Genomic DNA, 26831 nt, shown 5'->3' with positions numbered 1-26831 from the left:
GCTTCCCTTAACTCAGTCAGTAATGAAGATTACTTGTTTAAGTACGCAGGCACATCTGCAATGCTATCTAATACTACCGTTGCAATGGCTTCGCCCTGTTCTGTTACTGGCTTACCAGTGCGAACCAAAATCTTAGTGCCAACGCCTGCCGCTTCTGCTGCCATCATGTCTTCAGCTTTATCGCCGATCATCACAGATTTCTCCATATCGATCTTCAAGAAGTCACGCGCAGAAATGAACATGCCTGGTTTTGGCTTACGGCACTCACAATCTTGCTTGTACTCGCCAATGCCATGTTCTGGATGATGTGGGCAGTAATAGATACCATCGAACTCAACACCATTATCAGCAAAGTTCCAATCCATCCATTGAGTCAGAGACAAGAAACGGTCTTCACTGAATTTACCGCGTGCGATGCCCGATTGATTCGTCACTAACACTAGAAGGTAGCCTTTATCTTTTAGCGCTTTCGTCGCTTCAAATACACCATCAATGTACTCAAAATCATGTTCGTCATGAACGTAGCCGTGGTCAACGTTTATCACGCCATCACGATCGATAAAAACAGCAGGTTTTGCCAAAACGTATTTCTCTATTAACTCGGTTTAATCAGATTATTACATACCTTATAAACTTCAACACTATCTAATTCATTCTAGGCCTCGACAAAACGGTTGATTTGTTGGGCAAGAATCGGTAAATCTGAGGGTGCCCTGCCGTCTACCTCCTGCTTTCTATCTATACATCTCCGTTTCGAAACAGAACATCCATACATTTAGACGTCTAGACGTAAAAATATCTATTGACTTCATTCTGCTTAACCCATAGCATCAACTGAAAATTGAGATAAAGCTCAACATTAAGTTCTGTCAAAGGCCGTTTTTGACAGCGAAGTTCCCCGTATCTTTGGGCAGGTTGAAACATGATAGAAATAAAAAACGTCAATAAAGTGTTCTACCAAGGCAGTAAGGAAATCCTTGCCCTGAAAGACATTAACCTACACATCGACAAAGGCACCATCTTTGGTGTTATCGGTTCATCTGGTGCTGGTAAAAGTACGCTAATCCGCTGCGTAAACATGTTAGAAGCGCCGACCTCTGGTTCCATCATCGTTGATGGTGTAGATCTAACCAAACTCAGCAAAAAGCAACTAGTCGAAACACGCCGTAACATTGGCATGATCTTCCAGCACTTTAACCTGCTTTCGTCTCGTACTGTGTTTGATAATGTGGCATTGCCCCTAGAACTGGCAGGTAAAGACAAATCGCAAATCACAACAAAAGTAACTGAGTTGCTAAAGCTTGTAGGCTTAGCCGACAAACACGAGAGCTACCCATCTAACTTAAGTGGCGGCCAAAAACAGCGTGTGGCAATTGCTCGTGCATTGGCATCCGATCCTAGCGTGCTGCTTTGTGATGAGGCCACTAGCGCACTAGATCCAGCAACAACTCAATCTATCCTTGAGTTATTGAAAGAGATCAACCGCAAACTCAACATCACGATTTTACTTATCACTCACGAAATGGAAGTCGTAAAAAGCATCTGTCACGAAGTAGCAATCATCGGTGGTGGTGAGCTGGTGGAAAAAGGCACCGTTGGCGATATTTTTGCGCACCCTAAGACAGAGCTAGCGCACCAATTCATTCGCTCAACGCTGGATCTTTCCATTCCTGAAGATTACCAAGCTCGTCTGCAAGCAGAGCGTGTTGATGGCAGCTACCCGTTGGTTCGCCTAGAGTTTACTGGCGCAACCGTCGATGCACCGTTAATGTCGCAAATTTCTCGTAAATACAATATTGATGTGAGTATTTTGAGTTCCGACCTTGATTACGCTGGTGGCGTGAAATTCGGCATGATGGTCGCAGAGCTATTTGGTAACGAAGAAGATGACAACGCAGCTCTTGAATACCTGCGTAAGCACAACGTAAAAGTAGAGGTACTTGGTTATGTCCTTTAATACGATTTCTGAATGGCTGAGTTTAAACAGCAAACTACTTTTAGGTGCAACGTGGGAAACGCTTTACATGGTTGCGGTTGCCGGATTAGTCGGCTTTGCTGTGGGTATTCCATTAGGCGTAATCCTCCATATTACTAAGAAAGGCGGCCTACTTGAAAACACCAAACTAAATAGCGGCTTAGGCGCTATCGTTAATATTGGTCGTTCTGTGCCATTCCTCGTACTGATGGTTGCGATTATTCCAGTGACAAAAATGCTAGTTGGAACCTTTATCGGCACAACCGCAGCAATCGTCCCACTGACTATTGGCGCCATTCCTTTTGTCGCTCGTCTTATTGAAGGTGCTTTATTAGAAGTACCGACAGGCTTGGTGGAAGCAGCGCAGTCAATGGGGGCGACACCAACACAGATCATCACAAAAGTTCTACTACCTGAAGCAATGCCGACTATTGTTAACTCAGTAACGATTACCTTGGTCACTCTCGTTAGCTACTCAGCTATGGCGGGTACGGTAGGCGGCGGCGGCCTAGGCGACGTAGCCATTCGTTACGGTTTCCACCGCTACGATGTAACTATCATGGCCGTGACTGTCGTGATGTTGATTGTTCTAGTACAGATTATTCAGTCTATCGGCGACGCAGTGGTGCGCCGTGTAGACCACAGATAAGCATCAAAAATACAAATTATAAGGAGATAAAGATGAAATTTAGCCTTAAAGGTCTTTTGACTGTAGCAACGGCCGCCTCTGCTCTTGCTCTAGCGGGTTGCGGCGACAAAGAAGTAGACGTAAACAAAGTAAAAGTTGGCGTTATTGCTGGTGCTGAAGCACAAGTAGCCGAAGTTGCCGCTAAAGTAGCAAAAGAGAAATACAACCTAGACGTTGAGCTAGTAACATTTACCGATTACGTAACACCAAACGCCGCTCTGGATGATGGTTCAGTAGACGCGAATGCGTTCCAGCACAAACCATACCTAGACCAACAAGTGAAAGACCGCGGCTACAAACTGGCTATCGCGGGTAACTCATTCGTTTATCCTATTGCTGGTTACTCAAAGCAAGTAAAATCAATTGATGAAATTCAAGATGGCTCACGCATCGCAGTACCAAACGACCCAACTAACCTAGGTCGCTCACTACTGCTTCTTGAGCAGCAAGGTTTAATTACGCTACGTGATGGCGTTGGTCTACTCGCTACAGTACGTGACATCGTAGGCAACCCTAAAAATATCGAAATCATTGAACTAGAAGCCCCACAGCTTCCACGTTCATTGGATGACGTAACGCTATCTATCATCAACACCACTTACGCAAGCTCTATCGACCTATCGCCAGAGCGTGACGGCGTGTTCGTTGAAGATAAAGACTCACCATACGTAAACCTAATTGTCGCTCGCGAAGAAAATGTTAATGCGCAAAACGTACAAAACTTCGTAAAAGCTTACCAAACGGAAGAAGTTTACGAAGCGGCAAAAGAGCTGTTCAAAGGCGGTGTTGTGAAAGGTTGGTAATCCCACTTTTCAAAACATGACTGAAAACAACGTTCTAAACATAAACGTTCTAAACACAAAAGGGCTGATGTGAAAACATCAGCCCTTTCTATTTGTCTATCTACCCATTTAAGTAGCTTCAATTCGCTACTTAAGATGGTCCCAAGAGATATTCGACACGATTCGGCAGTCATCACACTTAAAATGAAATATGTCATGTAGTGGCTCATCGAGTAGCCACTCGCCATCGCATTTTGGACACTTGCGCGCTTTCTCGCTCTCCAGCGACTGACCACCGACACGATACTGGTAATAGTACGTAGGGATCTTCGTGATGTATTCGATACGGCCACGTAAGTCCCAACCTCGGCGAAACAGCACACTATCCACATCGCAAATTTCGTGCAGCGCCGCATGTTCCGCTCGGCAGCCCCCTGCCATTTGGATTTCATCACACGCTTGCCACTCAGTCTGCCACTTAATGACGGCTTTATGGTCTCCATTAAGTGTTGGCTCATTACGATACAAAGGAATTGGCAACAGGGTTTCACCACTTCGCAAAGGCGAACACGTATGAACATAAGTCGTGTACAACACTTGCCAGCTAGGTGTCTCTTCTTCGGCTGCTTGTTCTGAATTCAAATCACGCCCCAGCATACGCATTTTCGGTGCAAGCAAAGACGCATCCGACAAACGGTTCATGCACACTTTGACGAAATCTGAGTGATAACGTGGATGCAAGCTGTCTTGTTCTGGGCAAACAACACGAACGAAAAATTCACCTTCTCCCATCACTATCGGAAATTCACGACCTAATACTTGGCCGTTGTAACGTAGAGCATCCATCAAGCCATTAATGGCTTTGTCTACCGCGCTGACGGTGGTGTTATCAAAACACTCAAACTGCAACTCAACAACATACATACTTAGACGGCAGCCTCTAACTTATTCAAGAACTCAACCAATGAATCTGCCAATACATCACGTTTAGAGGTGCCCAAACGCTCTAGAATCACATTGCCAGTGAGGTTACAAATAGAAATCACATCCATTTCCTCACCTGTCGCTGCGATAAATACTGTTGGTTTAAGTTTCAAGCGGCGCTGCGTCACCAAATGACCAAGAATATTTTCTTGTAGACGCACGAAATCATCATCGCTCCAGACTTGCAGCAGCGTCAACGAATTACCTTGCCAAGTTGCCTCCATATCGGCGCAGTATTGAGAACCATAAAAGGCTTTAACATCATCTTGCAGTGACAACTCAATCGCATTTTCCACATTGGTGAAATCGGCCATTTCATCACGTGCGACCGCTTTCCAAAGCACCTTTCCATCACGCTTCTCTTCGACACAAGGAGAAACAAGCTCTGCAAGCTCTTCACTGCTTGGCAACTCATTGTGCTTAGCTTGCCAAGCTTGTTGGTAGCGCAGGCTGAACTCTTGTAGCGCCTGAGTAACGTTTTGGGTCATGAAGGTCTCCTCATTCCTTATTTATCAGATAGCCGTGTTTGCCGGATGGCAATTGACCAGCGGATTCAGTAAAATTCTCGCCATTCTAATCGAAAACGACCACAAAGTATGAGCAAATATTCTGACGCTAAAGAGCTTGCTGGCCTAACACTAGGTAAAAAGACCGAGTATGCGAACCAGTATGACCCAAGCTTGCTGCAACCAGTCCCTCGCAGCCTGAACCGAGATGACCTCCAGTTAGGCGATACTCTGCCTTTCATGGGGCACGACATTTGGACGCTGTACGAACTGTCTTGGTTAAATAGTAAAGGTTTACCACAAGTGGCCGTTGGCGAAGTATACATTCCAGCCACCAGCGCAAACTTGATTGAATCGAAGTCTTTCAAACTGTACTTAAACAGCTATAACCAAACCCGCTTTGCAAGCTGGGAAGAAGTGACTGAGCGTTTAACACAAGACCTTTCTGAATGCGCAGGTGAAAAGGTGCTGGTTGAGGTGAATCCAGTGACCCACTATACCAATCAACCTATCGTGACAATGGACGGTGAATGTATAGATGACCAAGACATTGACATCACCAGTTACGATTTTGATGCCGATTTGCTTGAAGGTGCGGCAGGTGAAATACAAGTTGAAGAGGTGCTACATAGCCACCTATTGAAATCAAACTGTTTGATCACTAACCAACCCGACTGGGGCAGTGTAGAAATTCGCTACCAAGGCGCAAAAATAGATCGTGAGAAGCTGTTACGTTACTTAGTGTCTTTCCGCGAGCACAATGAGTTCCACGAACAGTGTGTAGAGCGTATTTTTACGGATCTAATGAAATACTGCCAACCAAGTAAACTGACCGTATTTGCCCGCTATACGCGCCGTGGAGGCTTGGATATCAACCCTTACCGCTCAACGGAACAAGATAAGCCAGCTCACAATCACCGTATGGCTCGTCAGTAAACGCATAGGCAACAGAAATAAGTTCGGCAATCTAAAGGGTTGCCGGACGTTTTTATTGTCCAAGCATGTTACTATATCAAATGGCTTCAACCCGCATTTAAACGGCTAATTGAGGCTTTTCGCCGTTATCGCCATATCTAAAAACAGTTCGAGGGAACGAAAGGATGTTTTGGGACAGTTCGCGTCTATTCAAGTTGATTGGCTTTCTTTGCTTGCTGTTTGTACAGCCACTTCATGCTACCATTTTATCGTCCGCGTTACTCAACGAAGCACAACAATTGGCGGAAATAGAGCCATCACAAGCAAAACAAGCGGCAACCAACTATTTGTCACAGCGTGAACTAACAGAACGCAAAGAAAGTGACAGCCCTTCGGCCATGTCTCGCGACGAAACAGATCGTAGCGTTCGCACACCAAGCAGCACCATCGAAGCGCACAAGATTATCGCTCAGGCAGATTACGCCATGGGTAATGTTCGTTCGGCTATCGAGCACCTAAATAAAGCGGAACGCTTAGCGCAAGAATATCAATTGCCGTACATGGACTTAGATCTCCAGCTGATGCGCAACCAAATGATTTGGATGTACGACGAAAACTACTCAAAAGCGGAAGACACGCTTAACCAAATTGAACAACAGCTCGATGAAGCCGATGCCGTATTACAACGCACCGACAGCGTTCGCTACCGACTAGTGATGCAAAGAGCACTCCTCGCTTCACATAGTGGCGATATCATTAAAGCGGAAAACTTGTACTCTGAAGCAAAGACCATGCTTGACGATAGCCGCTCTGAGTTAGCCTTGATCGACTACTACACTGCCGTCGGCGAGTTTTACCTCAATAGCAAGAAGTACAATTTGGCTTTGTCAGAACTGCTATACGGTTATTGGCAATCTATTGAAAGTAACAGTGGTGCAAGATTAGCAAAAGTGAATCGCCTTTTGGCTAGGCTCTTCCAGGAGCGACGAGTGTACGACAAAGCGATCGAATACTTATCTCAAGCCGCAGATTTTTATGACTCTTACCCTAGCTCTCCGATCCTAGCGGACGTCCTAGAGCAAATGGGCGACATCTACTTTTATCAGGGTAAGTTTAACCTTGCATTAGTGCATTACTTCAACGTGCTTGACCATGAAAGTACCAGTAAGAACATCAATAGAATCATTAAAATTCGCTTAAGCTTGGCGGCTACCTACCTACAACTCTATAACTACGCGCTAGCAGAGCAGTACTTAGACCGCTCTAAAGAGCTTTTAGAATACACCAATATTCCTAAGCTTGAAGCAAAGGCTGCCCTGCTTCAGTCAGGTCTGGCTTATCATCAAAATGACAGTAAAGACGTCATTACTAATGCAAAGCTGGCGTTAGCGCTTGCTGAAAAGTCACCTGAAAATAACAACTTCATTAAGCAGCAGTCATACCGTTTACTTGGGTTGGGTTACGAGCAGGCAGGCGAATACAAACTTTCTCTGCAAGCTTATAAAAAATACACCAACCTCGTTCGTCTAGAACAAAAGCAGCTTAACCAAATCAGTGAGGATGCGTTCCGTCAGCAAAAAGAATTTGCCGAACAAACCATCCATTACATCGGTCAATCAGAACGCTTAGAGCAAGTGGAAAGAGAGCATCGTAAATTCCAGAAAATCTCATTTGCATTGTTTATTACTGTCTTGGTCATGTTTTTGTTCATTATGCGCCGTGGTGTCATTATGCAGCGCCAAGCAAGTGAAATCGAAAAACTGCGTAACGACCTCTTCACCCACTCTCGCTCTCGTTTACGTAACTTGCGTATGCTGAATGTTAAGCTTTCTCGCTCATTGAAAAAGTCGAGCGAAACTTTCGAGCAATGGCAAATGGGTGAATTGATCCACGAACCACTTAATGATCGCCTACGCTTTGTTATGATCGATTTGCCATTCTTACGAAGCATGTACGTCCATAACGGCTATAAGGCAGGTCTAGAACTAGAACGTGCATTTGGCGACTTCCTTGCGGAAAAAATAGAAAAACCGTCGCGTCTTTACCATTTCTCAGATGCGAACTTACTCTACATAGAGCCGAACGCTGACCGTGATGCTTCTGCCGAAGTCATGTTCGAAAAATTCCAGACTTGGGTGGATGAGTTCGCACAGCAGCACAACGTCAATCGTATTATTCGTATGGGCATCAGCGATTATCCGTTCTTACCCCGAGCCTACACTGCAATTAACGATGAGGAATTACTCGATCTGTTGTTGCTTGCGACTCACATAGCACGAGAAGTCAGCTTGAAGGATAAGCAAAGCCACTGGGTGTTCTTAAAAGCCATCGATAATGCGCCAGCTGCTAGCTTTGCAACAGGTAACATAAGAACTGCCTGTCAACATGCCATTAGCCAAGGCCTGATCAAGATCCATTCGTCCTACAAGAATGAGGACGACATCAAGAAAATATTAAAAAATGGATAATTAAACGCCTGTTGAACGTAATAACTAATGACGCTATAAAGTTTTTTGTTATTATCAGATAATTGTCAGTAGTACATGGACTTAACCGTAGTCACTTCATGGGAATCTTGGAATCCGATATTCAGTCGCAGCTGCATCAGCTGAGTTGTCAACTTGACCAACTCAGACTGACTCATCGTGATACTTCACTCAAATTCAAACGTGAACAACAAGTTCTTAAACGCGTTGTGGCATCATTGTCTTCAGCTTGCCAGGGTTCGAATACTCAGGTATCCAACTACCTATTTGAAATCCAACAAGAGCTGCAACATCAAAAAGATATCAGCACTCTTATCCCGCGTTTAGCGGTATTAGAGAGGATGCTCAAACAGCAGTCGAAGACGATGGATAAACAAAACGGTTACCTTGACGAACAAATCAAGCACAGTGGTGAAACACTGCAACGTGTCACGGGCTTACCTGCGCAGTTAAAACGTGAACTACGGAACCTGATGAGTTTCTCTGAAGTTCACGCCAGCAATAAAGCTGATCAAGCCACTAAGCTACTGAGTATTTACGAACGCGCTCTGAAAATCATCACGTCTAATTCACGTCTACATCTTAGTGAATTTGAAAACAATCCCGACAGATCTCAGCTTGAGTGCTTAGCCAGCGACCTCCAACATACTATTACAGAGCTGGATTTCGAGGGAGAATCAGGCGATAGATTGCTGGATATTCGCGCTAAGTTGCTCCTTGGCGTGAGTGCCGAGTCTCTCATTGAGCTTACGCTCTCAACGCTGAAATTGGTTGTCGAAGCAACAAAGTTCGAGCGCGAGGCGTCTAGCCAATTCCTTGATCAGCTGAACACTTCTCTCGCAAGTAACCTAAAAACCGTTCATCAGAACGTCGACCAGCATCATACCTACTTTGAACACCGCCAAGAGCTCAACACAGAAATGAACAGCTTGGTTGAATTAAGCCAAAAGTCACTTAATCAAGCTCAAGATATCGCGGTTGTGAAAAAAGAAATCACGCCTCTTCTCGAAAAAATGGCGTCGCTGACAGAGCGACTGAAAATGACGGAAGAGCGAGAGCAAGCGCTGCAAGAGCGGTTAAGTTACAGTAAGAACCAACTCGAAGCGGTATTTGAAACTACGCAAGATTATCGTCGACGCTTAGATGACCAAGCTCAGCGTATGTTGCTCGACCCGCTGACTAAAGTTTATAACCGCACTGCATTTAACGATCGACTAGAGCTAGAGTATCGCCGTTGGATTCGCTCTCAGCAAAACCTTCGTGTTGTGCTATTTGATGTAGACAACTTCAAAGCGGTGAATGATAGCTATGGTTATACGGCTGGCGATAAAGCGCTGAAGATCATCGCTCGTACTATTAACAAGCGCGTATCAGAAACGGAAACAGTAGCTCGCTTTGGTGGCGAGGAGTTTATTCTACTCGTCCCGGAACAATCTGAAGAATACACACTGGATCTGATTAAGCATATCCAGCGTGATATTAGCCAATTACCCTTTAAGTTCCGTGAGCAAAATATCATGATTACCTTAGCTGCTGTATCGACGTCTTTCAAAGAGTCCGATACGCCAGAGTATGTGCTCGATCGTCTTGGCAAGATGCTTGCGGACGCTAAAAAACGTGGAACAAACCAGCTTAACTGGAGCTAAGATTCGTACAAAAAGCGAGCAAACAAACCAAATTTGGTGCAATCTACGCTTTATAACCACCCATTTTCAACGAGTTATCACATTTCTTCCCTTTTAGTCTGCTAAGCTGTAAAAACCCAAGTCACTTCAAGATGATGTATTTATAAAAGGCAAATGTATCATCTTGAGGTTGCTTGGGAGTTGATAACCATAAAACCAAATCGGCCAACTACCTTTCATCAAACCATACGTATAACACCAAAAAGGTAAGTTGGTACTTTCCCTCAAATTAATGCAACACAAGGAGGCGTTATGATTACCCATATAAGCCCCGCTGGTAGCATGGACTTGCTATCTCAACTAGAAGTAGAGCGCTTAAAGAACACAGCCTCGAGTGAACTTTATCAGCTGTACCGTAATTGCACATTAGCGGTGTTGAACTCCGGTAGCCATACCGATAACTCGAAAGAACTGCTCGATAAATACCAATCGTTTGATGTCAACGTCGTGCGTCGTGAGCGTGGTATTAAGCTTGAGTTGACTAATCCGCCAGAGCACGCTTTTGTTGACGGCGAAATAATTAAAGGTATCCAAGAGCATCTGTTCTCCGTATTGCGTGACATCGTTTACGTAAACATGCATTTGGCAGACGCCCAACGGCTCAACCTTACTAACCCAATTCACATTACGAACCTCGTGTTCGGCATTCTTCGTAATGCAAGAGCATTAACTCCAGGTATCGCACCGAATCTTGTCGTATGTTGGGGTGGTCACTCTATCAATGGAGTGGAGTATCAGTACACACGTGAAGTGGGTAACGAACTTGGCCTGCGTGAACTTAACATCTGTACAGGTTGCGGCCCTGGCGCAATGGAAGGGCCGATGAAAGGTGCAGCAATTGGGCACGCAAAGCAACGTTATACTCAGCAGCGTTATCTTGGTTTAACCGAACCCTCGATTATTGCTGCCGAGCCACCAAACCCAATAGTAAATGAACTGGTCATCATGCCCGACATCGAAAAGCGCTTGGAAGCCTTCGTCCGTATGGCTCATGGTATCGTTATTTTCCCAGGTGGCCCGGGCACAGCGGAAGAGCTACTGTACATTCTTGGCATCATGATGCACCCGGATAACGCCGATCAGCCTATGCCTATCGTATTAACAGGACCAAAAGAGAGTGAAGAGTACTTCCGCTCTATTGATGAGTTCATTCGCGACACACTTGGTGAGGAAGGGCAAAAGCACTACGAGATCATCATTGACGACCCGGCAGAAGTCGCTCGTATTATGAAACGCTCCATGGACTCGGTACGCCTTCACCGAAAAGAGAAAGGCGATGCGTACAGCTTTAACTGGTCATTGAAAATTGAGCCAAACTTCCAACTGCCATTCGAGCCTACTCATGAGTCGATGGAACAATTGGATTTAAGCCTAGATCAAGAACCGCAAGTTTTAGCGGCCAACTTGCGTCAAGCCTTCTCTGGCATAGTGGCAGGTAACGTAAAGGCTGAAGGCATTCGAGAAATAGAACGTAGAGGGCCTTTCACCATTCATGGCGACGCAGTCCTCATGAAAAAACTCGATAAGTTGCTAAAAGACTTTGTCGAACAGCACCGAATGAAATTACCTGGCGGTTCAGACTACGAACCGTGTTATCGAATCGCTCACCCGGAAATTGGTGGTCGATAGTCAGGCTAGCATTCGTTACACTAGGGGCATTACGCCCCTTTTTTATTGCTAAGTCATTATGTCTATTCATCTTGTTATCATTGATGCCCTAAACCTGATCCGCCGAGTGCACTCAGCACAACCAGATCCAACCGACATAGCAAGAACCATAACCACAACGCAAAGAACCCTCACTCGCATTCTGTCAGAGGCCAACCCGACACACATCATCGCAGTTTTTGATCACCACGAACAAGACAGAGGTTGGCGCGCTGAAATTCTCCCTGACTATAAGCAAAACCGAAAACCAATGCCTCTGCCACTACTGCAAGGGTTAGATGCGATTCAACAAGCGTGGTGGGAGCAAGGTATTGATTCATTGCTGTCTGAAGGCGATGAAGCAGATGATTTGGTTGCTACACTCGCAACGAAAGTGGCCAGCCATGGTGAAAAAGTCACCATCGTTTCGACTGACAAAGGTTACTGCCAGCTACTTTCCCCTACCCTACAAATCCGTGATTATTTCCAACATCGTTGGTTAGATGAACCATTTATCGAAAAAGAGTTCGGCGTAAAACCAAGTCAACTAGCGGATTACTGGGGATTAACAGGGATAAGCTCTAGCCAGGTTCCGGGCGTACCTGGAATTGGCCCGAAAGCAGCGAAAGAGATTCTCACTCAGTTTGAGAGTATTGAAGCTGCCTACGCTAGTGAAGATCTCGTACCAAAATACCGTAAAAAATTGGATGAGCACATTGAGTCTGCTCGTTTATGTAAACGCGTCGCCGCTTTAAAGTGCGATATAGAACTAGGCTTTAACTTGCAAGATATTCGCTTTTTAGGGCCAAACAAAGCGGAGTAGTGTCCGATGGTAGTTTCACACCATGAAATCCGGCAGATATTAAAAAAGCGCCATTTAAAGGCGCTTTTTCTATTCTAATCACTATTCCCAAAAGACTCGGGGAATAAAGTTAGTAAGGTGAAATATTCGACAGACATTGGATATGAATCGTGATCTCTTCACGATCATGATACAAATGTTTAGCTTGTAGCTTGAACTTTACCTTATTATCAATGAGGAACTGCTTCAGATTTTCAAGGTCTTGCAGCACTTCGTCATAACGCCCTTTCATTGGCAGCTTAAGGTTAAAGATAGCCTCTTTTGCCCAACCTTTTAACAGCCACTGTCCCATCAGGTGAGCAACACGAGCTGGCTTTTCCACCATGTCACAAACAATCCATGTTACGTTCTTACGGTCTGGTTCGAACTTAAAACCATCCACCATATGGTGCTTGATCTGGCCCGTTTCCATCAAACTGTCTGCCATCATGCCGTTATCAACGCAGTGAACGAACATTGAGCGCTTCACTAATTGGTACGTCCAACCGCCTGGACATGCACCTAAATCCACACCCCACATACCTGGTGCCAAACGCTCATCCCACTCTTCACGTGGAATAAAGACATGAAATGCTTCTTCCAGTTTAAGTGTTGAACGACTTGGAGCGTCTGCTGGGAATTTAAGGCGAGGGATACCCATGAAGAACTGTGAGTTGTTGTCAGTGTAAGAGTAACCAACGTAACAGTGGCCAGGCTCAACAAAGCAAATGTGCAGTACTGGTTTTTTCGCGTTATCTTTGTTCAGCATTAAGCCTTTGCCACGCAACGCTTGACGCATTGGGACGGTAAACTTACGGCAGAATTTCAGTAGCTCTTTCGCTTCATTTGTATCTGGCGTTTCAATTCTCAAATCACCACAACGAGGGAATGCTTCGATGTCTGCTAGTTCATTCAAAATTGGACTAATGCGGTCATCGCTTGGCAACGATTGAAACTCAGCTGCTACCGCAAACATTTGTCGAGCAAAAATTAAAGACTTAAAGTCTAAACCTCTCGCAAGTTTGTCGGCATCTCCATCTTGGTAACACTCGAAGACAACATAACCTGAGTTTCTCTTCACACGAGGGAAGCCATACACTTCCAACTGTGTCGCTTTGTCCTGAATTTCACCAGCACACTCTTTCTCAAAGCCAGAACGGCAATAGAGCATTAGTTGTTTCACTTGGAGACCTCTTTGATATTGAACGCAGCAAAAAAGAACAGACACCAACCAATCATGAACAGCAACCCTCCCACAGGAGTAATTGGCCCAAACCACTTAATGCCCGTCAGCGCCAGCGCGTAAAGACTGCCGCTAAAACAAAAGATGCCGATAATAAAGCAAATCGCCGCAATGAAAAAATACTTTTGTGCTTTTTGTCCCAAATTGAGCAGAAGCAGAATGGCACAAAACACAATCGCCAACGTATGAATAAATTGATACAGAACTCCGGTCTCAAATACACCGAGCAAATAAGGGGCCAGTGTCGCTTTTAGCCCATGAGCAGCAAATGCTCCAAGAGCGACCGAAATCAGCCCAGACAGAGCAGAGAATGAGAGTAACCACTTACTTTTCACTGTACACCTCTTTTATAAACGCCGCTAACTGCTCTATCGCGAGTGCAATGTTACCCACTTCAGTATGACCTGAGATCTTGCGCGGTTTGAAGCTGTGGTCACCATCAGGTAAAAAGCTCACCGTTACTTGTGACGAAAGGACGAAATCATCGAATTCCTCACGCTTACCAAAGGTGTCTCGTTCCCCTTGCAGAATCAGCGTAGGTTTCTCAATGGTTGCTAAGTGCTCGCCTTTGTATTTCTCTGGCTTTCCTGGCGGGTGAAATGGAAACCCTAAACAGGCAATGCCCGCCACCAGCTCATTTTCAGCCAACAAGCTCGACATACGACCGCCCATTGACTTACCACCAATAACCACGGGAGAAGAAGTAAAGTGAGCGATCACTTCGCTGTATGCTTCGAGCAACTTTGGCGCGCGATCGGGCGGACGCTTTTTGCCATCTTCCGAACGTTTCACCATGTAAGGGAAATTAAAACGCACTACACGAATACCTTGCTCCACTAATCCTTTGGCGACAGCTGTCATGAAGTCATGCTCCATCCCCGCACCTGCGCCGTGAGCAAAAATAAACAGCGGTCCGTTTTCAGGTCCCTCAGCTATCCAGTGATTCATCCAATACTTCCTCTTGTTCTTTTCTCGCGGTTGCTAACATCCAATCTCTAAACGTTGCGATTCGGCCCATATCTGCCTGCTGTTCATGACACACCACATAGAATGCATTCTTAGATATCAACACCTCGTCGAATGGTGCAATGAGTCGTCCGGCTTCCATTTCAGGTTTGGCGAGTACGTTGTTACCGAGCGCGACCCCCTGACCGTGCGCAGCAGCCTGTAGCACCATCGTTGAGTGACTAAAAATAGGACCGTGGTTTACGTTGATGCCTTCAATGTTGTAATGACGAGCAAACTGCTTCCAGTCTTTACGCGAAGTATCGTGTAACAAAGTATGTAATTTGAGGTCACTTAAAGATTCTAATGGTTTGTTACCCAAAAGTAATGAAGGTGAACAAAGTGGGATCAAAAACTCTTGGTACAATTTATCTGCTCGCAAACCTGGCCAGTTCCCACGGCCATAGTAGATCGCCACATCAACATCATCAGTCAGTGAGCCTTCATCCATATCTACGGCTTTAATACGTACATCGATATCGGGCTCTTGAGCATTAAAATCGGCCAAACGAGGTACAAGCCATTGGATAGCAAAACTCGGCGGTAGGCTAATCGTCAATGCCCCTTTTTCGCTACGTTCCAACACCTTATCTGTCGCTTCCGCAATCGAGGTGAAAATATCTTTGATATCGAGAAAGTAACTTTGGCCTTCTTCTGTTAACAACAAAGAACGATTACGTCGACGGAAGAGCTTCAATGATAAGAACTCTTCAAGCGCTTTAATCTGGTGACTGACCGCGGCTTGAGTAACAAATAACTCTTCTGCTGCTCGTGTAAAACTGAGATGACGAGCAGCCGCTTCGAAGACTCGAAGCGAATTTAATGGAGGCAATCTGCGAGACATATGGGACCTCTAATAGGATTAGTTTTTTTAATCTGAAACATTATAAAATGTCCGTTGTCGAACAGCCAGATAAATTCTATATTTCACCCCGCAACACGGGCCTGAACGGCTTGATTTCTTTGGAAATCAATTGGCTTCGTTGTTGCGATGTTGTGTTTGCAAACTCGTATTTCGAGTTAGGTAGATTTCTACCATAATGTTTTGTCCACACTCCCTGTGACAAAACATATACTTCCTGTATTTATTTTTGACCTGTCTGTCAAATTTGTTACACCGCCTAAATTAGGCGGTGTTTTTTTATCTATCAAAAATCTCATCCGCATATCTGGCAGCAATATCACTTTATTACTCTTCTTTCGGATTAATTATCGTTATATCAACACAAAGTGTATGGCTTTGCGATAAGCCTCAACATTATGCTAAGTAATGGTTGTCTGTAACGCGATCAAAAACAAAAAAGGCGCAAATTGATGTCTCAATTTGCGCCTTTTAACGTATTTTATCAGTCAGCTATGGACGGTAAACTTTTACGTTGCTGAAGCCTTGCTCTTGCAAGTAAAGCGCTTGCAGACGGCTCATCACACCGCGGTCACAGTAAAGTAGGTATGTCTTAGACTGGTCTAAGTCACCAAACTGTGTACCCAGCTTGTAGAAAGGGATATGTTTCACATCCACACCTTCGATTTCAAGTGGGTTATCGTCTTCCTCTTCAGGACTACGAATATCTAGCACAACCGCGTGCTCTTCTACCGCTTGAACTTGCTCTACTTCTGGTGCGGCTTGCTCAGACTCTTTCGCGATATCACGAATGTCCATCATGCGAGCTTCTTGAACCACTTGCTCAAGGATACTAAAGTCGAATTTCTCTTCTTCAGCTTCTAGCTTGCCTTTCACCGCTTTCACGGTTGGCTTCTTAGAGATAACACCACAGTATTCTGGCATTGTCTTGGCGAAATCTTCTGTGCCGATTTCACGTGCTAGATTGATGATGTCTTCTTTATCCCAGTTGATAAGTGGACGCAGAATCAGCGTGTCAGTTACGTTATCGATGTGGCGTAGATTGGTTAGCGTTTGGCTCGATACTTGACCTAGTGCTTCACCTGTTACCAATGCTTCGATCTTCATCTTCTGAGCGATCATGCCTGCTGCACGCATAAACATACGCTTCAAGATCACGCCCATTTGGCCGTCATCGACTTTCTCTAGGATTTCCGCAACCACAGGCTCGAAATCAACTGAGATAAAACGTACTTTTGTTGAAGAACCGTATTTGTTCCATAGGTAGTGAGAAACCTGCTTAACGCCGATTTCGTGTGCTGGACCACCTAAGTTAAAGAAGCAGTAATGTACTTTTGAACCACGCTTGATATGAAGATAGCTTGAAACACCAGAATCGAAACCACCCGAGATCAGGCTTAACACGTCTTCTTGCGTACCCAGAGGGAAACCACCTAGGCCTTTATGACGAGACAATACTTGGTTTAGCTTGTCGTTCGAGACTTCTACCTTGATCGTCACGTCTGGGTTTCGTAGCTTAACACTAGCGCTTTCAATCGCTTGATTTAAACCACCGCCTACATAACGCTCTAGTTCAATAGAGGTAAAGTCATGCTTGCCACGACGCTTCGCACGTACAACAAAGGTTTTATTTTCGAGTGCAGCACGGTTGAGTTCTAGTACTTGCTCGAAGATATCGTGCAAGTCTTTAAATTCAGTTTGCTTCACTTCCAGTACGTGGTGAATACCTGGTGTATGAGTCAAAACCTCAAGAACTTCAGCGTGGAATTCGTTACTCTCAGAGGTCACTTCAATGTGATCACGACGGTTAAATACCGCGACAGACTCCGTGCGGCTCTTAATGATGTTACGAATGTTGCACTCTAAAATCTTTGTGAAGCGCTTGCGCACAGATTCACTTTTTACAAAAATTTCTGGATGGGGCTTTACAATAAATTTCATAGTCTAATTCGCAGGTTAGTTTCGCAATCAACAAAGAGTGACACTCAACTTCAATACTTCATACGCAGTAAAACCGCGTTTCAGTCACAAAAAGTAGTCTGAGCTCACTTTTAAGGCGCAAGATTATACACCCAAGCGGATTGGAAAAACAAAAAAAGCGAGCAATCTGCTCGCTTTCTTATCTCTTTACTGACTTAAAACTAAAGCCTAGTTATTGAATTACTGGCACTTCTTCACTGTAGAGAGGCTCGCCTTGCATAATGCTGATTTCAACCCGTCGGTTAAGCGCACGATTTTCATCAGAATCATTCGGTAACAAGGGCTCCGTATCCGCCATACCCCGCACTCTCAAACGTTGATGAGAGAAGCCTCTCACTTTCTCCATCTCTTGCGCGACTGATACTGCACGCTGAGAAGAGAGATCCCAGTTAGAACGATAAAGTTCCGAGTCTAGCGGTCGATTGTCTGTATGGCCAGATACTCGAACAATGCCTGGCACGTCTTTTACTAGCTCTGCAATCTGACGAACTAAAGGACGAAACTTAGGCTGCAAGAAGGCCGAACCTTCTGGGAATGCACCTTTTTCACGCATACGTATAACAATCTGCTGACCGAGGTTTTCAACTTCAATGGCGCCTTGCTCAATCTCTCGCTCTAAGGCTTTCTTGATGCTTTCCATCAAGGTCTCCATCTCTTGCGACATCTCTTTAGATTGCTGTTGTTGCATGTCCGCTTCGGCAGACTCATTGTTTTGAGTTGACGTTTCTGGCGATTGCCCACCCGTTAACTTGCCTTCATCACGTTTTGTGCCACCAGCTCGATCAGACTCCCCTTCATGAAATTCGAGCGTCTGCTGAGTAATATCCATGGTTTGCTGCATGATGACATCAATCGGAGTTGGTTCCGGCCGACCCGGTCGAAACTCTTGGGCAATAATGCTAGTACCTTTGGGAATGTCTTTCACTTCAAGCTGATTTTGCACACCGAAGGCAAATTTCATTGATCCTGCAATTTGTTTGAACTTCAGTACATCCATCTCAGAAAACGAGAGCAGAAGAACAAAGAAACACATCAGTAGCGACATCAAATCTGCGAATGTCCCCATCCATAACGGGAGGCCAGGTGGCGGACAATCGCATTTGTTATCTTCATCATCCATCACGACTCTCCAAGTTACTCGTCAATCTCAAGGGCACGTTTACCTTCATTGAGGTAGTTCTTCAAGTAACTATCGATCACTCGCGGGTTTTGGCCATCTTGAATCGCTAATACGCCATCCATGATCAAACGGCGATTTAGCGTTTCTTGGTCACGGCGAAGAGAAAGCTTATCCGCAATAGGGAAAAACACCATATTGGACAGGATCGCGCCATACAATGTGGTCAAGAGTGCAACGGCCATTGCTGGTCCAATCGCTTTAGGGTCATCCATGTTTGAAAGCATCGCAACAAGACCAACCAAGGTGCCAATCATTCCCATCGCAGGAGCAACGTCGCCAAAGGCGCGAAATACGCCAGTACCTTGCGTATGTCGTTCATCCGTAAGCGCGATGTCTTTTTTGAGTGCCGCTCTCACAACGTCGGCATCATGGCCATCAACCAGTAGATCAATGCCTTTCTGCATGAATGTGTTGTTTATTTCCATCTCTTCAAGAGCAAGAAAACCACCTTTACGCGCCGCGTCGGCCATTTCCACAATTTTTGCGATCAGGTCTTCGGGTTCATCCGCTTTAAACATGAAGGCTTTGCCAGCAATCTTTGTCGCACCAAAAAACTGTCCCATTGTGAACTTCATCAACACGACGAATATTGAGCCACCAACGACAATAAGGATCGACGTGACATCGACAAACATGCCGATGCTGCCACCAAGCACCATCGCCATAATGACGAATGCAAAACCACCAATCAAACCTAATAGGGTTGCTAAATCCACAAAGCACTCCTCACGCTATACTCAAATACTGCCATTGGGCGGATTATTACCTGTATCGACAACTCGCGCAGAATTTTTAGAAAAATCTTAGCTAATGGATCACAAATTACACTTAACAACCTCAACCAAAATATGGGGTTTCATCGCTTAGACTCGTTGAACGCTAATTTTGTGACAATTATATAAGGTTAAATTTGACCAAGTTACTAGGCTAAGGTAACTTTCGTGCATCTTACCCGAGGCTTGATTAAGGCAGAAAAAAGATGGCGGTCAAGAAACCAGAAAACATGACCTTTGAAGCAACCATTGAAGAGCTTGATAGCTTGGTTGATCAATTAGAAAATGGCGATCTTGCTCTAGATGATGCCCTGCGTAAGTTTGAACGAGGCATTGCCTTAGCTCGTGCAGGCCAAACTAAATTAAGCGACGCCGAACAGCGCGTGAGCATTCTTCTTAGTGAAGATGATGAAGCACCACTGAGTGACTTCAAACCAGATTCAGAATAACAATCAGTAGTGAGCAATGTGATGCAACAGACATTGACGTCTTTTCAACAAAGAAACAATCAGCAATTGAATTTGTGGCTCGATCAGCTTCCATATCAAGAGCAGCCATTGATTCAAGCAATGAAATACGGCCTTTTGCTAGGTGGGAAACGCGTTCGCCCTTTTCTTGTTTACATCACAGGTCAAATGCTCGGCTGTAAACCTGAAGACTTAGACACCCCCGCCGCTGCTATCGAATGTATACATGCCTACTCACTCATTCATGATGATCTGCCAGCCATGGACGATGATGAACTGCGTCGAGGTCAACCAACTTGTCATATTAAGTTTGATGAAGCAACCGCAATACTGACAGGTGATGCACTACAAACTCTTGCCTTCACTATTATTGCTGATGGTCAATTAAGCTCGGCGGCAGAAGCTCAACGCATCAATATGATCAAAGCCTTAGCGCATTCCTCTGGTGCCAGCGGCATGTGTGTAGGGCAAGCCTTAGATTTAGGCGCGGAAAATCGCCAAGTTTCTCTTGAAGAAATGGAAGAGATACACCGTAAAAAAACCGGAGCTCTGATTGATTGTGCGGTAAAATTAGGTGCATTAGCTGCTGGTGAGAAAGGTATCGAGGTTCTACCTCACTTGGAGCGCTACTCAAAAGCAATTGGTTTGGCGTTTCAGGTTCAAGACGATATTCTTGATATCATCAGTGACACAGAAACACTGGGTAAGCCTCAAGGTTCCGACCAAGGTCTGAATAAGAGCACTTATCCTTCCCTGCTGGGTTTAGAGGGAGCCATAGAGAAAGCTCACACTCTGTTACAGGAAGCACTTCAAGCATTGGAAGCTATCCCATACAATACTCAGTTACTCGAAGAGTTCGCCCGATATGTCATCGAGCGCAAAAATTAACACTATAAGCGCGCATTTATATGACTCTTGATATTTCAAAGTACCCAACACTGGCGTTAGCAAATACACCGGAAGAATTACGTCTTCTTCCGAAAGAAACATTACCAAATCTGTGTGATGAACTGCGAACGTATCTGCTAAATTCAGTGAGCCAATCTAGCGGACACTTAGCGTCTGGCTTAGGCACCGTGGAGCTAACTGTCGCTCTGCATTATGTTTACAACACCCCTATCGACAAATTGATCTGGGATGTTGGTCATCAGGCTTACCCGCATAAAATCCTCACCGGACGTCGCGATAAAATGCCAACAATTCGCCAAAAGGATGGTCTACACCCTTTCCCTTGGCGTGAAGAAAGTGAATATGACACCTTATCTGTCGGCCACTCTTCGACATCGATTAGTGCAGGTCTTGGCATGGCCATCAGCGCACAAAAAGAAGGTAAAGGTCGCAAAATCGTCAGTGTGATTGGTGATGGCGCAATTACAGCAGGCATGGCATTCGAAGCCATGAACCACGCTGGCGACGTTCATCCTGATATGTTGGTGATTTTGAACGACAACGAAATGTCGATTTCAGAAAACGTCGGCGCCCTGAATAACCACCTTGCGAAAGTACTTTCTGGCAGCTTGTACACTTCTATCCGTGAAGGCGGCAAGAAAGTGCTGTCTGGTGTCCCACCTATTAAAGAGTTGGTTCGCCGTACGGAAGAGCACCTAAAAGGCATGGTAGTGCCTGGTACTCTGTTCGAAGAGTTCGGCTTTAATTACATTGGCCCGATTGATGGACACGACGTCAATGAACTCGTCAAAACGCTGAAAAATATGCGTGAGCTCAAAGGCCCTCAGTTCCTACACATCATGACCAAGAAAGGCAAAGGTTATGAGCCGGCCGAGAAAGATCCTATCGGCTACCATGGTGTTCCTAAATTCGATCCAACGCATAATTGTCTGCCGAAGAGCAGTGGCGGTAAGCCGACTTATTCAAAGATCTTTGGTGATTTTTTATGTGACATGGCGGCCCAAGATCCTAAGCTAATGGCAATTACGCCAGCGATGCGCGAAGGCTCGGGTATGGTGCGTTTCTCAAAAGAGTACCCAGACCAATACTTTGATGTGGCGATTGCTGAGCAGCACGCTGTAACACTGGCAACAGGCATGGCAATTGCGGGCGATCATCCAATCGTTGCTATCTATTCGACTTTCTTGCAACGTGGTTATGACCAATTGATCCACGACATCGCGATCATGGACTTACCAGTGATGTTTGCGATCGACCGCGCAGGTCTCGTTGGCGCAGATGGTCAAACTCACCAAGGTGCGTTCGATTTGAGCTTTATGCGCTGTATTCCGAACATGGTGATCATGGCGCCAAGTGACGAAAACGAATGTCGACAAATGCTTTACACTGGCCATAAGCATTCTGGCCCGAGTGCGGTTCGATACCCTCGTGGTAGCGGCATGGGCGTAGAAATCGAAACTGAGTTTACGGCGTTAGAAATCGGTAAAGGGCGCATGGTTCGCCAAGGTGAAAAAGTTGCTATTCTGAACTTTGGTACTTTCTTGGGTAACGCGCTAGAAGCGGCAGAATACCTTAACGCCACTGTTGCTGATATGCGCTTTGTGAAGCCGCTCGATGAAGCATTAATTCGTCAATTAGCCGCAGATCATGACGTGCTCGTGACGTTAGAAGAAAATGTTATCGCGGGTGGTGCTGGTGCTGGTGTCGTTGAGTTCATGATGAAAGATAAAATCATTAAACCTGTGTTGAACCTAGGTTTACCAGATGAGTTTATTCATCAGGGAACACAAGATGAACTGCATGAAGAGCTTGGTCTCGATGCAAAAGGAATTGAAAAATCCATCTTGGATTATTTAGCAAAATAGAATGTAAAAAGGGATGCTCATAGCATCCCTTTTTTTACGGTCAACGTTTAATTCATCCAGCCCGCATATTTTGCGACTAGAAACAGGGCAACACCGGCCATAACTCCCGCCACGATATCATCAACCATAATACCCAGCCCACCGTGAACTCGCTTATCTAGCCACCCAATTGGCCAAGGTTTTACCATATCGAAAAAACGAAACAAGATGAAGCCAGTGATCAACCACTTCCATTCAGTGAGTGGAATATTCAGCGCAGGTACAATGCTCATCGTAATCCAAAAGCCCGCAAACTCATCCCATACGATTGAACCATGATCATGCACCTTCATGTCTGCAGACGTCACTTGGCATATTTGAATGCCGATCACACACGAAATCAGAACAACAATGACATACGCCGTAAATGGTAATTGTGCCAACAACAAAAATAAAGGCACGGCCGCCAGTGTGCCCATTGTTCCAGGGATAAACGGGGATAATCCACTGCCAAAACCCGTCGCCAATAGATGCCACGGGTTCTTTAATGAAATCAGAGAAAGAGGGTTGGTCATATCCTTAAACCTATACTGCTAGTTTGGTTTCAATCGTCATGCCTGCGAGTTACTCAATAGTAACAGGCTCTTGGCTAGAGCTTAGCTCAGATCATTTAAAGTGGTCGAAGCCACTTAAGTCCCAATCAAGTGGTTGATTGTTATCATGCAGCTCGAAGGTTCCATTTGGTCGGATTTGACCAATACATGTGACCTTACATCCAGTATGAGATAAAGCACTTTGTAACGAGCCTCGATTTTGCTCCGGCACGGTAAAACACAACTCGTATTCTTCGCCACTTGCTAAAGCATACTGCTGCGCGCTGATCTTATCATCTAAAAACTGGACTAATTCTGAAGAGATCGGTAGCTGAGAGACATCAATGCTCACCCCAACCTGAGATCGCTGTAAAATATGCTTAATATCAGAGATTAAACCATCTGAAATATCTATCGCCGAAGAGGCTAAGCCAACAAGAGCTTGTCCAGCAAGCACACGCGGAGAACTAAGGTAATGAGCTCGCTCTAGTGCTTCCGCGCCGGCTCTGCTGCGCAGAGAGTCATCTAGAATCACATCCAAGCCAGCTTTTGCATCGCCAAGGTTTCCCGTTACGTATACCCAATCCCCAGGCTTTGCGCCGGATCGCGTGAGCGCTTTGTCTTCAGGTACAAAACCTTGCACCGTGAGTGTCAGACACAATGGCCCTTTGGTGGTATCACCGCCTATTAACTGAATACCATAGTAATCAGCCAGTTCGAAAAATGCATCACAGAAAGGTGCAAGCCATTCTTCATCTGGTTCAGGCATCGTTAATGCGAAGCTCACCCACGCAGGCGTTGCGCCCATCGCAGCCAAATCACTGATGTTAGAAGCCAATGCTTTGTGTGCGACCCATGCTGGGTTCGCGTCGGCTAAGAAATGCGTTCCAGCTACCAATGTATCCGTGCTAATCGCAATCTGAACATTAGCTGGCGCTTTGACCAAAGCGCAATCATCACCAGCGGCTAGATGGACATCTTTACGTTGGCTCTGACGACCGACGAAATACTTGTCTATCAGATTAAATTCACCAGACATAATTCACTTACTTTTTGATGTAAAAGCTTTTGATACAAAAAAGGTCAGCATGTGCTGACCTTTTCATTGAAGAAATTGTTATTTCTTACGAATGTGAGGTGCTGCTTTATCAAGTACACCATTCACAAACTTGTGGCTATCTTCTGCTGCGAAAACTTTTGCAAGTTCAATCGCTTCATTGATAACAACTTTGTAAGGAACATCTTCGCGACGAGTCATCTCGTACATAGCAAGGCGAAGAAGAGCAAGTTCCATCATATCTAAATCCTGCATAGGACGAGAGATGTATGGACGAATTTTGCTATCTAGCTCAGCGTGGCTAAGTACAACACCGCTTAATAGTTCACGGAAGTAAGCTACGTCTGTCTCTGGAGCAGCAAGCGCTGGCTCAGATGCATGAAGTTCTTCTTCATCGTATTTGTCGCCAGACAAAAACTGTTCTTCAATCTTGGCAACATTCTCTTTAGTAATTTGCCATGAGTAGATCGCCTGTAGAGCGAATTGACGTGCGTTACGACGTGCGGCTGGTTTCACACTGGCCCCCATTAGGAATCAATTTCAGATAGTACATTAATCATTTCAAGTGCGCTTAGTGCAGCCTCTGCACCTTTATTACCAGCCTTGGTTCCTGCGCGTTCAATCGCTTGATCGATCGTATCAACAGTCAAAACACCAAATGCTACTGGAATGCTGAATTCCATAGACACTTGTGCTAGACCTTTGTTCATTTCACTACAAACATAGTCAAAGTGAGGCGTTCCACCGCGAATAACAGACCCTAGAGAAACAATAGCGTCGAATTTGCCAGTTTTAGCAACACGCTGAGCTACTAGAGGTAGTTCTACGGCACCTGGACAACGCACAACCGTGATGTTGTCTTCGCTTACTTGTCCGTGACGCTTTAGTGTATCGATCGCACCAGAAAGTAGGCTTTCGTTAATAAAACTGTTGAAACGAGAAATAACGATAGCAATTTTTGCATTTGGCGCTGGGAAGCCACCCTCGATCACTTTCATAAGCTTTCCTTTAACTCTATTTATAAGTGAAATATGTTCATCAAGTGAGAATCGCCGGATTCTAGCACAAATTTGTGAGCAATATCTAATGGAAATTGGAGGCAAATCACTGGTTCCTAGCCATTGACGAGTTAAGCACGTCAAAGACTAGGAACTTATTGTTCGGTTGTTACTCGCAGACGTACTCAACAACGTTCAGACCAAAACCACCTAACGCGTGGTACTTTTTGTTGGTCGATGACAGAAGACGCATATCATGTACACCGAGATCCGCAAGAATCTGTGAACCAACGCCAACACGGCGAGACGTGCCTTGTTTTTTAGCAAGCGTTGGTGCTTCACCTTTGTCTTGCGCTTCGAACATCTTCACGCGATGAATAAGTAGATCGGTCGATTCTTCATGGCCAAGAACAACCAGTACACCGCCCTCTTCACCAATGCGTTTCATTGCCTTATCTAGTGTCCAGCTGCGCTCTGCATTACGATCGCTACGTAGTAAGTCGGTAAAAACGTCTTGAAGATGAACGCGAACCAGTGGCGCTTTTTCTTTCAAATCGCCCTTGCACATTGCGTAGTGCACTTGGTTATCAATGGTGTCTTTGTACGTGACTAACGTGAACTCGCCAAACTCTGTCGGTAACTTGCACTCTGCCACACGTTCAATCGTTGTCTCAGTGTTATTGCGGTACTCAATTAGGTCGGCAATAGTGCCCAATTTAATACCGTGCTTCTCTGCAAAGATCTCTAGATCTGGGCGACGAGCCATCGTGCCGTCGTCATTTAAGATCTCAACAATCACCGATGCTGGCTCTAAACCAGCAAGACGAGCCAAATCACAGCCAGCTTCAGTGTGACCTGCGCGAGTCAGTACACCGCCGTCTTGAGCTGCGAGAGGGAAGATGTGACCAGGCTGCACCAAATCCGCAGCTTTAGCGTTTGGCGCGACTGCTGCTTGAACGGTACGTGCGCGATCTGCGGCTGAAATACCAGTCGTTACCCCTTCTGCTGCCTCAATCGAAACAGTAAAGTTGGTGGTGTATTGCGCATTATTGTCTTGCACCATTGGTGGCAGACCTAGACTTTCGCAACGATCTTTGGTCATGGTTAAACAAATCAGGCCACGGCCATAGGTTGCCATAAAGTTGATGGCTTCCGGCGTAATATGCTCGGCAGCCATGATCAAGTCACCTTCATTCTCGCGGTCTTCATCATCCATTAGGATGACCATTTTGCCTGCGCGAATATCATCAATAATTTCTTGTGGCGTACTGATTGGCATAGTCTGTTATCCCGTTATTCTAAATTTGTTATTGCGACAGCAATGAAAAATTACGTTGCAGTGAATGCTAGTTAGGTCAATAGTTTGAGCTTTGCATTAAGCAAGTCAATGAATCTCGCGGTGTTCTGTGAG

Annotated in this window: 26 protein-coding genes; 11 read left to right on the top strand and 15 right to left on the bottom strand. The window is 45.3% G+C overall.

Going from position 1 to position 26831, the window contains the following annotated elements; all coding sequences use genetic code 11:
* Positions 1 to 29: 29 nt before the first annotated feature.
* Entirely contained in the window at positions 30 to 581 is a 552-nt protein-coding gene (gmhB, locus tag R7O03_RS09335; RefSeq protein ID WP_005381961.1) for a D-glycero-beta-D-manno-heptose 1,7-bisphosphate 7-phosphatase, read from the bottom strand.
* Positions 582 to 922: 341 nt separating this feature from the next.
* Between gmhB and metN the strand changes: the two genes are divergently transcribed.
* The 3 genes from metN to R7O03_RS09320 are packed head-to-tail and all read left to right on the top strand — an operon-like array spanning position 923 to position 3466.
* A complete protein-coding gene (metN, locus tag R7O03_RS09330; protein ID WP_005381962.1) occupies positions 923 to 1957 on the top strand; it encodes a methionine ABC transporter ATP-binding protein MetN in 1035 nt (344 codons plus the stop codon).
* Entirely contained in the window at positions 1947 to 2624 is a 678-nt protein-coding gene (locus R7O03_RS09325) for a methionine ABC transporter permease (RefSeq protein WP_005383604.1), read from the top strand. Before metN ends, R7O03_RS09325 begins: the two co-directional genes overlap by 11 nt.
* 32 nt (positions 2625 to 2656) lie before the next feature.
* Positions 2657 to 3466, top strand: a complete 810-nt coding sequence (locus R7O03_RS09320; RefSeq protein WP_318131677.1) for a MetQ/NlpA family lipoprotein — start codon at positions 2657 to 2659, stop codon at positions 3464 to 3466.
* A gap of 126 nt (positions 3467 to 3592) precedes the next feature.
* Here the strand turns inward: R7O03_RS09320 and R7O03_RS09315 are convergent, their stop codons facing one another.
* Positions 3593 to 4369, bottom strand: a complete 777-nt coding sequence (locus R7O03_RS09315; RefSeq protein ID WP_005383605.1) for a Zn-ribbon-containing protein — start codon at positions 4367 to 4369, stop codon at positions 3593 to 3595.
* 2 nt (positions 4370 to 4371) lie between these two features.
* Positions 4372 to 4917: a SecY-interacting protein gene (gene syd, locus R7O03_RS09310; RefSeq protein WP_005383606.1), complete on the bottom strand. Its 546-nt coding sequence runs from the start codon at positions 4915 to 4917 to the stop codon at positions 4372 to 4374.
* 108 nt (positions 4918 to 5025) lie between these two features.
* On the opposite strand from syd, the gene queF reads away from it, so the two are divergent.
* The 5 genes from queF to xni all read left to right on the top strand — a co-directional run bounded on the left by queF (position 5026) and on the right by xni (position 12491).
* Positions 5026 to 5871 carry an NADPH-dependent 7-cyano-7-deazaguanine reductase QueF gene (queF, locus tag R7O03_RS09305; protein WP_213911239.1) on the top strand — a complete coding sequence of 282 codons (846 nt, stop codon included), beginning with the start codon at positions 5026 to 5028 and terminating at the stop codon, positions 5869 to 5871.
* A 164-nt stretch (positions 5872 to 6035) separates the two neighbouring features.
* Positions 6036 to 8318: a tetratricopeptide repeat protein gene (locus R7O03_RS09300; RefSeq protein ID WP_017635678.1), complete on the top strand. Its 2283-nt coding sequence runs from the start codon at positions 6036 to 6038 to the stop codon at positions 8316 to 8318.
* 98 nt (positions 8319 to 8416) lie between these two features.
* Positions 8417 to 9982: a sensor domain-containing diguanylate cyclase gene (locus tag R7O03_RS09295; protein ID WP_005381978.1), complete on the top strand. Its 1566-nt coding sequence runs from the start codon at positions 8417 to 8419 to the stop codon at positions 9980 to 9982.
* Between the two features lie 291 nt (positions 9983 to 10273).
* Positions 10274 to 11650: a nucleotide 5'-monophosphate nucleosidase PpnN gene (ppnN, locus tag R7O03_RS09290; RefSeq protein WP_005383611.1), complete on the top strand. Its 1377-nt coding sequence runs from the start codon at positions 10274 to 10276 to the stop codon at positions 11648 to 11650.
* A 58-nt stretch (positions 11651 to 11708) separates the two neighbouring features.
* A complete protein-coding gene (gene xni, locus R7O03_RS09285) occupies positions 11709 to 12491 on the top strand; it encodes a flap endonuclease Xni (protein ID WP_005381982.1) in 783 nt (260 codons plus the stop codon).
* 109 nt (positions 12492 to 12600) lie between these two features.
* Here the strand turns inward: xni and rlmM are convergent, their stop codons facing one another.
* The 7 genes from rlmM to pomA form a co-directional block, all read right to left on the bottom strand.
* A complete protein-coding gene (gene rlmM / locus R7O03_RS09280; RefSeq protein ID WP_017820611.1) occupies positions 12601 to 13692 on the bottom strand; it encodes a 23S rRNA (cytidine(2498)-2'-O)-methyltransferase RlmM in 1092 nt (363 codons plus the stop codon).
* On the bottom strand, positions 13689 to 14087 hold the full coding sequence (locus R7O03_RS09275; protein WP_042521214.1) for a DUF423 domain-containing protein: 399 nt from the start codon (positions 14085 to 14087) through the stop codon (positions 13689 to 13691). The genes rlmM and R7O03_RS09275 overlap by 4 nt, the downstream gene beginning before the upstream one ends.
* On the bottom strand, positions 14077 to 14700 hold the full coding sequence (locus tag R7O03_RS09270; protein WP_005383614.1) for an alpha/beta fold hydrolase: 624 nt from the start codon (positions 14698 to 14700) through the stop codon (positions 14077 to 14079). Before R7O03_RS09270 ends, R7O03_RS09275 begins: the two co-directional genes overlap by 11 nt.
* Positions 14681 to 15601 (bottom strand): transcriptional regulator GcvA, encoded by a 921-nt coding sequence (locus tag R7O03_RS09265; RefSeq protein WP_005383616.1) that lies wholly within the window; start codon positions 15599 to 15601, stop codon positions 14681 to 14683. Before R7O03_RS09265 ends, R7O03_RS09270 begins: the two co-directional genes overlap by 20 nt.
* 510 nt (positions 15602 to 16111) lie before the next feature.
* On the bottom strand, positions 16112 to 17560 hold the full coding sequence (gene thiI / locus R7O03_RS09260) for a tRNA uracil 4-sulfurtransferase ThiI (protein ID WP_318131676.1): 1449 nt from the start codon (positions 17558 to 17560) through the stop codon (positions 16112 to 16114).
* Positions 17561 to 17771: 211 nt separating this feature from the next.
* The gene (locus tag R7O03_RS09255) at positions 17772 to 18719 is read right to left on the bottom strand and encodes a flagellar motor protein MotB (RefSeq protein ID WP_042521210.1); all 948 of its coding nucleotides are present in this window, start codon (positions 18717 to 18719) and stop codon (positions 17772 to 17774) included.
* Between the two features lie 14 nt (positions 18720 to 18733).
* Positions 18734 to 19495, bottom strand: coding sequence for a flagellar motor protein PomA (gene pomA / locus R7O03_RS09250; RefSeq protein WP_005381564.1), 762 nt, complete (start codon positions 19493 to 19495; stop codon positions 18734 to 18736).
* A 263-nt stretch (positions 19496 to 19758) separates the two neighbouring features.
* Between pomA and xseB the strand changes: the two genes are divergently transcribed.
* Genes xseB through dxs form a run of 3 tightly spaced genes read left to right on the top strand, consistent with a single transcriptional unit; the run spans position 19759 to position 22793 of the window.
* Complete coding sequence (gene xseB, locus R7O03_RS09245; RefSeq protein WP_005381566.1) at positions 19759 to 20001, top strand: exodeoxyribonuclease VII small subunit; 243 nt, start codon at positions 19759 to 19761, stop codon at positions 19999 to 20001.
* Positions 20002 to 20022: 21 nt separating this feature from the next.
* Complete coding sequence (gene ispA, locus R7O03_RS09240) at positions 20023 to 20907, top strand: (2E,6E)-farnesyl diphosphate synthase (RefSeq protein ID WP_258453172.1); 885 nt, start codon at positions 20023 to 20025, stop codon at positions 20905 to 20907.
* Positions 20908 to 20927: 20 nt separating this feature from the next.
* Positions 20928 to 22793: a 1-deoxy-D-xylulose-5-phosphate synthase gene (dxs, locus tag R7O03_RS09235; protein ID WP_005383623.1), complete on the top strand. Its 1866-nt coding sequence runs from the start codon at positions 20928 to 20930 to the stop codon at positions 22791 to 22793.
* A gap of 47 nt (positions 22794 to 22840) precedes the next feature.
* On the opposite strand, the gene pgpA is transcribed toward dxs, so the two are convergent.
* From pgpA to ribBA, 5 genes are all read right to left on the bottom strand, one after another.
* Positions 22841 to 23347, bottom strand: coding sequence for a phosphatidylglycerophosphatase A (gene pgpA / locus R7O03_RS09230; RefSeq protein WP_053350269.1), 507 nt, complete (start codon positions 23345 to 23347; stop codon positions 22841 to 22843).
* A gap of 91 nt (positions 23348 to 23438) precedes the next feature.
* Positions 23439 to 24404 carry a thiamine-phosphate kinase gene (thiL, locus tag R7O03_RS09225; RefSeq protein WP_005381570.1) on the bottom strand — a complete coding sequence of 322 codons (966 nt, stop codon included), beginning with the start codon at positions 24402 to 24404 and terminating at the stop codon, positions 23439 to 23441.
* A gap of 78 nt (positions 24405 to 24482) precedes the next feature.
* A complete protein-coding gene (gene nusB / locus R7O03_RS09220) occupies positions 24483 to 24950 on the bottom strand; it encodes a transcription antitermination factor NusB (RefSeq protein WP_005381571.1) in 468 nt (155 codons plus the stop codon).
* Positions 24950 to 25420 carry a 6,7-dimethyl-8-ribityllumazine synthase gene (gene ribE, locus R7O03_RS09215; RefSeq protein WP_005381572.1) on the bottom strand — a complete coding sequence of 157 codons (471 nt, stop codon included), beginning with the start codon at positions 25418 to 25420 and terminating at the stop codon, positions 24950 to 24952. Before ribE ends, nusB begins: the two co-directional genes overlap by 1 nt.
* Positions 25421 to 25589: 169 nt before the next feature.
* A complete protein-coding gene (gene ribBA, locus R7O03_RS09210) occupies positions 25590 to 26699 on the bottom strand; it encodes a bifunctional 3,4-dihydroxy-2-butanone-4-phosphate synthase/GTP cyclohydrolase II (protein ID WP_005381573.1) in 1110 nt (369 codons plus the stop codon).
* Positions 26700 to 26831: the final 132 nt, after the last annotated feature.

The sequence above is a fragment of the Vibrio sp. Vb2960 genome (assembly GCF_033337665.1).
Taxonomy (GTDB): Bacteria; Pseudomonadota; Gammaproteobacteria; order Enterobacterales; family Vibrionaceae; genus Vibrio; species Vibrio alginolyticus.
Note: the sequence above shows the minus strand (reverse complement) of the source record. Positions and strands in the feature narration are given on the sequence as shown.

Bases quoted from the DNA above. Each gene is read 5' to 3' on its own strand.
- metN (WP_005381962.1), top strand. From the start codon at position 923: ATGATAGAAATAAAAAACGTCAATAAAGTGTTCTACCAAGGCAGTAAG.
- R7O03_RS09325 (WP_005383604.1), top strand. From the start codon at position 1,947: ATGTCCTTTAATACGATTTCTGAATGGCTGAGTTTAAACAGCAAACTA.
- R7O03_RS09320 (WP_318131677.1), top strand. From the start codon at position 2,657: ATGAAATTTAGCCTTAAAGGTCTTTTGACTGTAGCAACGGCCGCCTCT.
- R7O03_RS09315 (WP_005383605.1), bottom strand. From the start codon at position 4,369: ATGTATGTTGTTGAGTTGCAGTTTGAGTGTTTTGATAACACCACCGTC.
- syd (WP_005383606.1), bottom strand. From the start codon at position 4,917: ATGACCCAAAACGTTACTCAGGCGCTACAAGAGTTCAGCCTGCGCTAC.
- queF (WP_213911239.1), top strand. From the start codon at position 5,026: ATGAGCAAATATTCTGACGCTAAAGAGCTTGCTGGCCTAACACTAGGT.
- R7O03_RS09300 (WP_017635678.1), top strand. From the start codon at position 6,036: ATGTTTTGGGACAGTTCGCGTCTATTCAAGTTGATTGGCTTTCTTTGC.
- R7O03_RS09295 (WP_005381978.1), top strand. From the start codon at position 8,417: ATGGGAATCTTGGAATCCGATATTCAGTCGCAGCTGCATCAGCTGAGT.
- ppnN (WP_005383611.1), top strand. From the start codon at position 10,274: ATGATTACCCATATAAGCCCCGCTGGTAGCATGGACTTGCTATCTCAA.
- xni (WP_005381982.1), top strand. From the start codon at position 11,709: ATGTCTATTCATCTTGTTATCATTGATGCCCTAAACCTGATCCGCCGA.
- R7O03_RS09270 (WP_005383614.1), bottom strand. From the start codon at position 14,700: ATGAATCACTGGATAGCTGAGGGACCTGAAAACGGACCGCTGTTTATT.
- R7O03_RS09265 (WP_005383616.1), bottom strand. From the start codon at position 15,601: ATGTCTCGCAGATTGCCTCCATTAAATTCGCTTCGAGTCTTCGAAGCG.
- thiI (WP_318131676.1), bottom strand. From the start codon at position 17,560: ATGAAATTTATTGTAAAGCCCCATCCAGAAATTTTTGTAAAAAGTGAA.
- R7O03_RS09255 (WP_042521210.1), bottom strand. From the start codon at position 18,719: ATGGATGATGAAGATAACAAATGCGATTGTCCGCCACCTGGCCTCCCG.
- xseB (WP_005381566.1), top strand. From the start codon at position 19,759: ATGGCGGTCAAGAAACCAGAAAACATGACCTTTGAAGCAACCATTGAA.
- ispA (WP_258453172.1), top strand. From the start codon at position 20,023: ATGCAACAGACATTGACGTCTTTTCAACAAAGAAACAATCAGCAATTG.
- dxs (WP_005383623.1), top strand. From the start codon at position 20,928: ATGACTCTTGATATTTCAAAGTACCCAACACTGGCGTTAGCAAATACA.
- pgpA (WP_053350269.1), bottom strand. From the start codon at position 23,347: ATGACCAACCCTCTTTCTCTGATTTCATTAAAGAACCCGTGGCATCTA.
- thiL (WP_005381570.1), bottom strand. From the start codon at position 24,404: ATGTCTGGTGAATTTAATCTGATAGACAAGTATTTCGTCGGTCGTCAG.
- nusB (WP_005381571.1), bottom strand. From the start codon at position 24,950: ATGGGGGCCAGTGTGAAACCAGCCGCACGTCGTAACGCACGTCAATTC.
- ribE (WP_005381572.1), bottom strand. From the start codon at position 25,420: ATGAAAGTGATCGAGGGTGGCTTCCCAGCGCCAAATGCAAAAATTGCT.
- ribBA (WP_005381573.1), bottom strand. From the start codon at position 26,699: ATGCCAATCAGTACGCCACAAGAAATTATTGATGATATTCGCGCAGGC.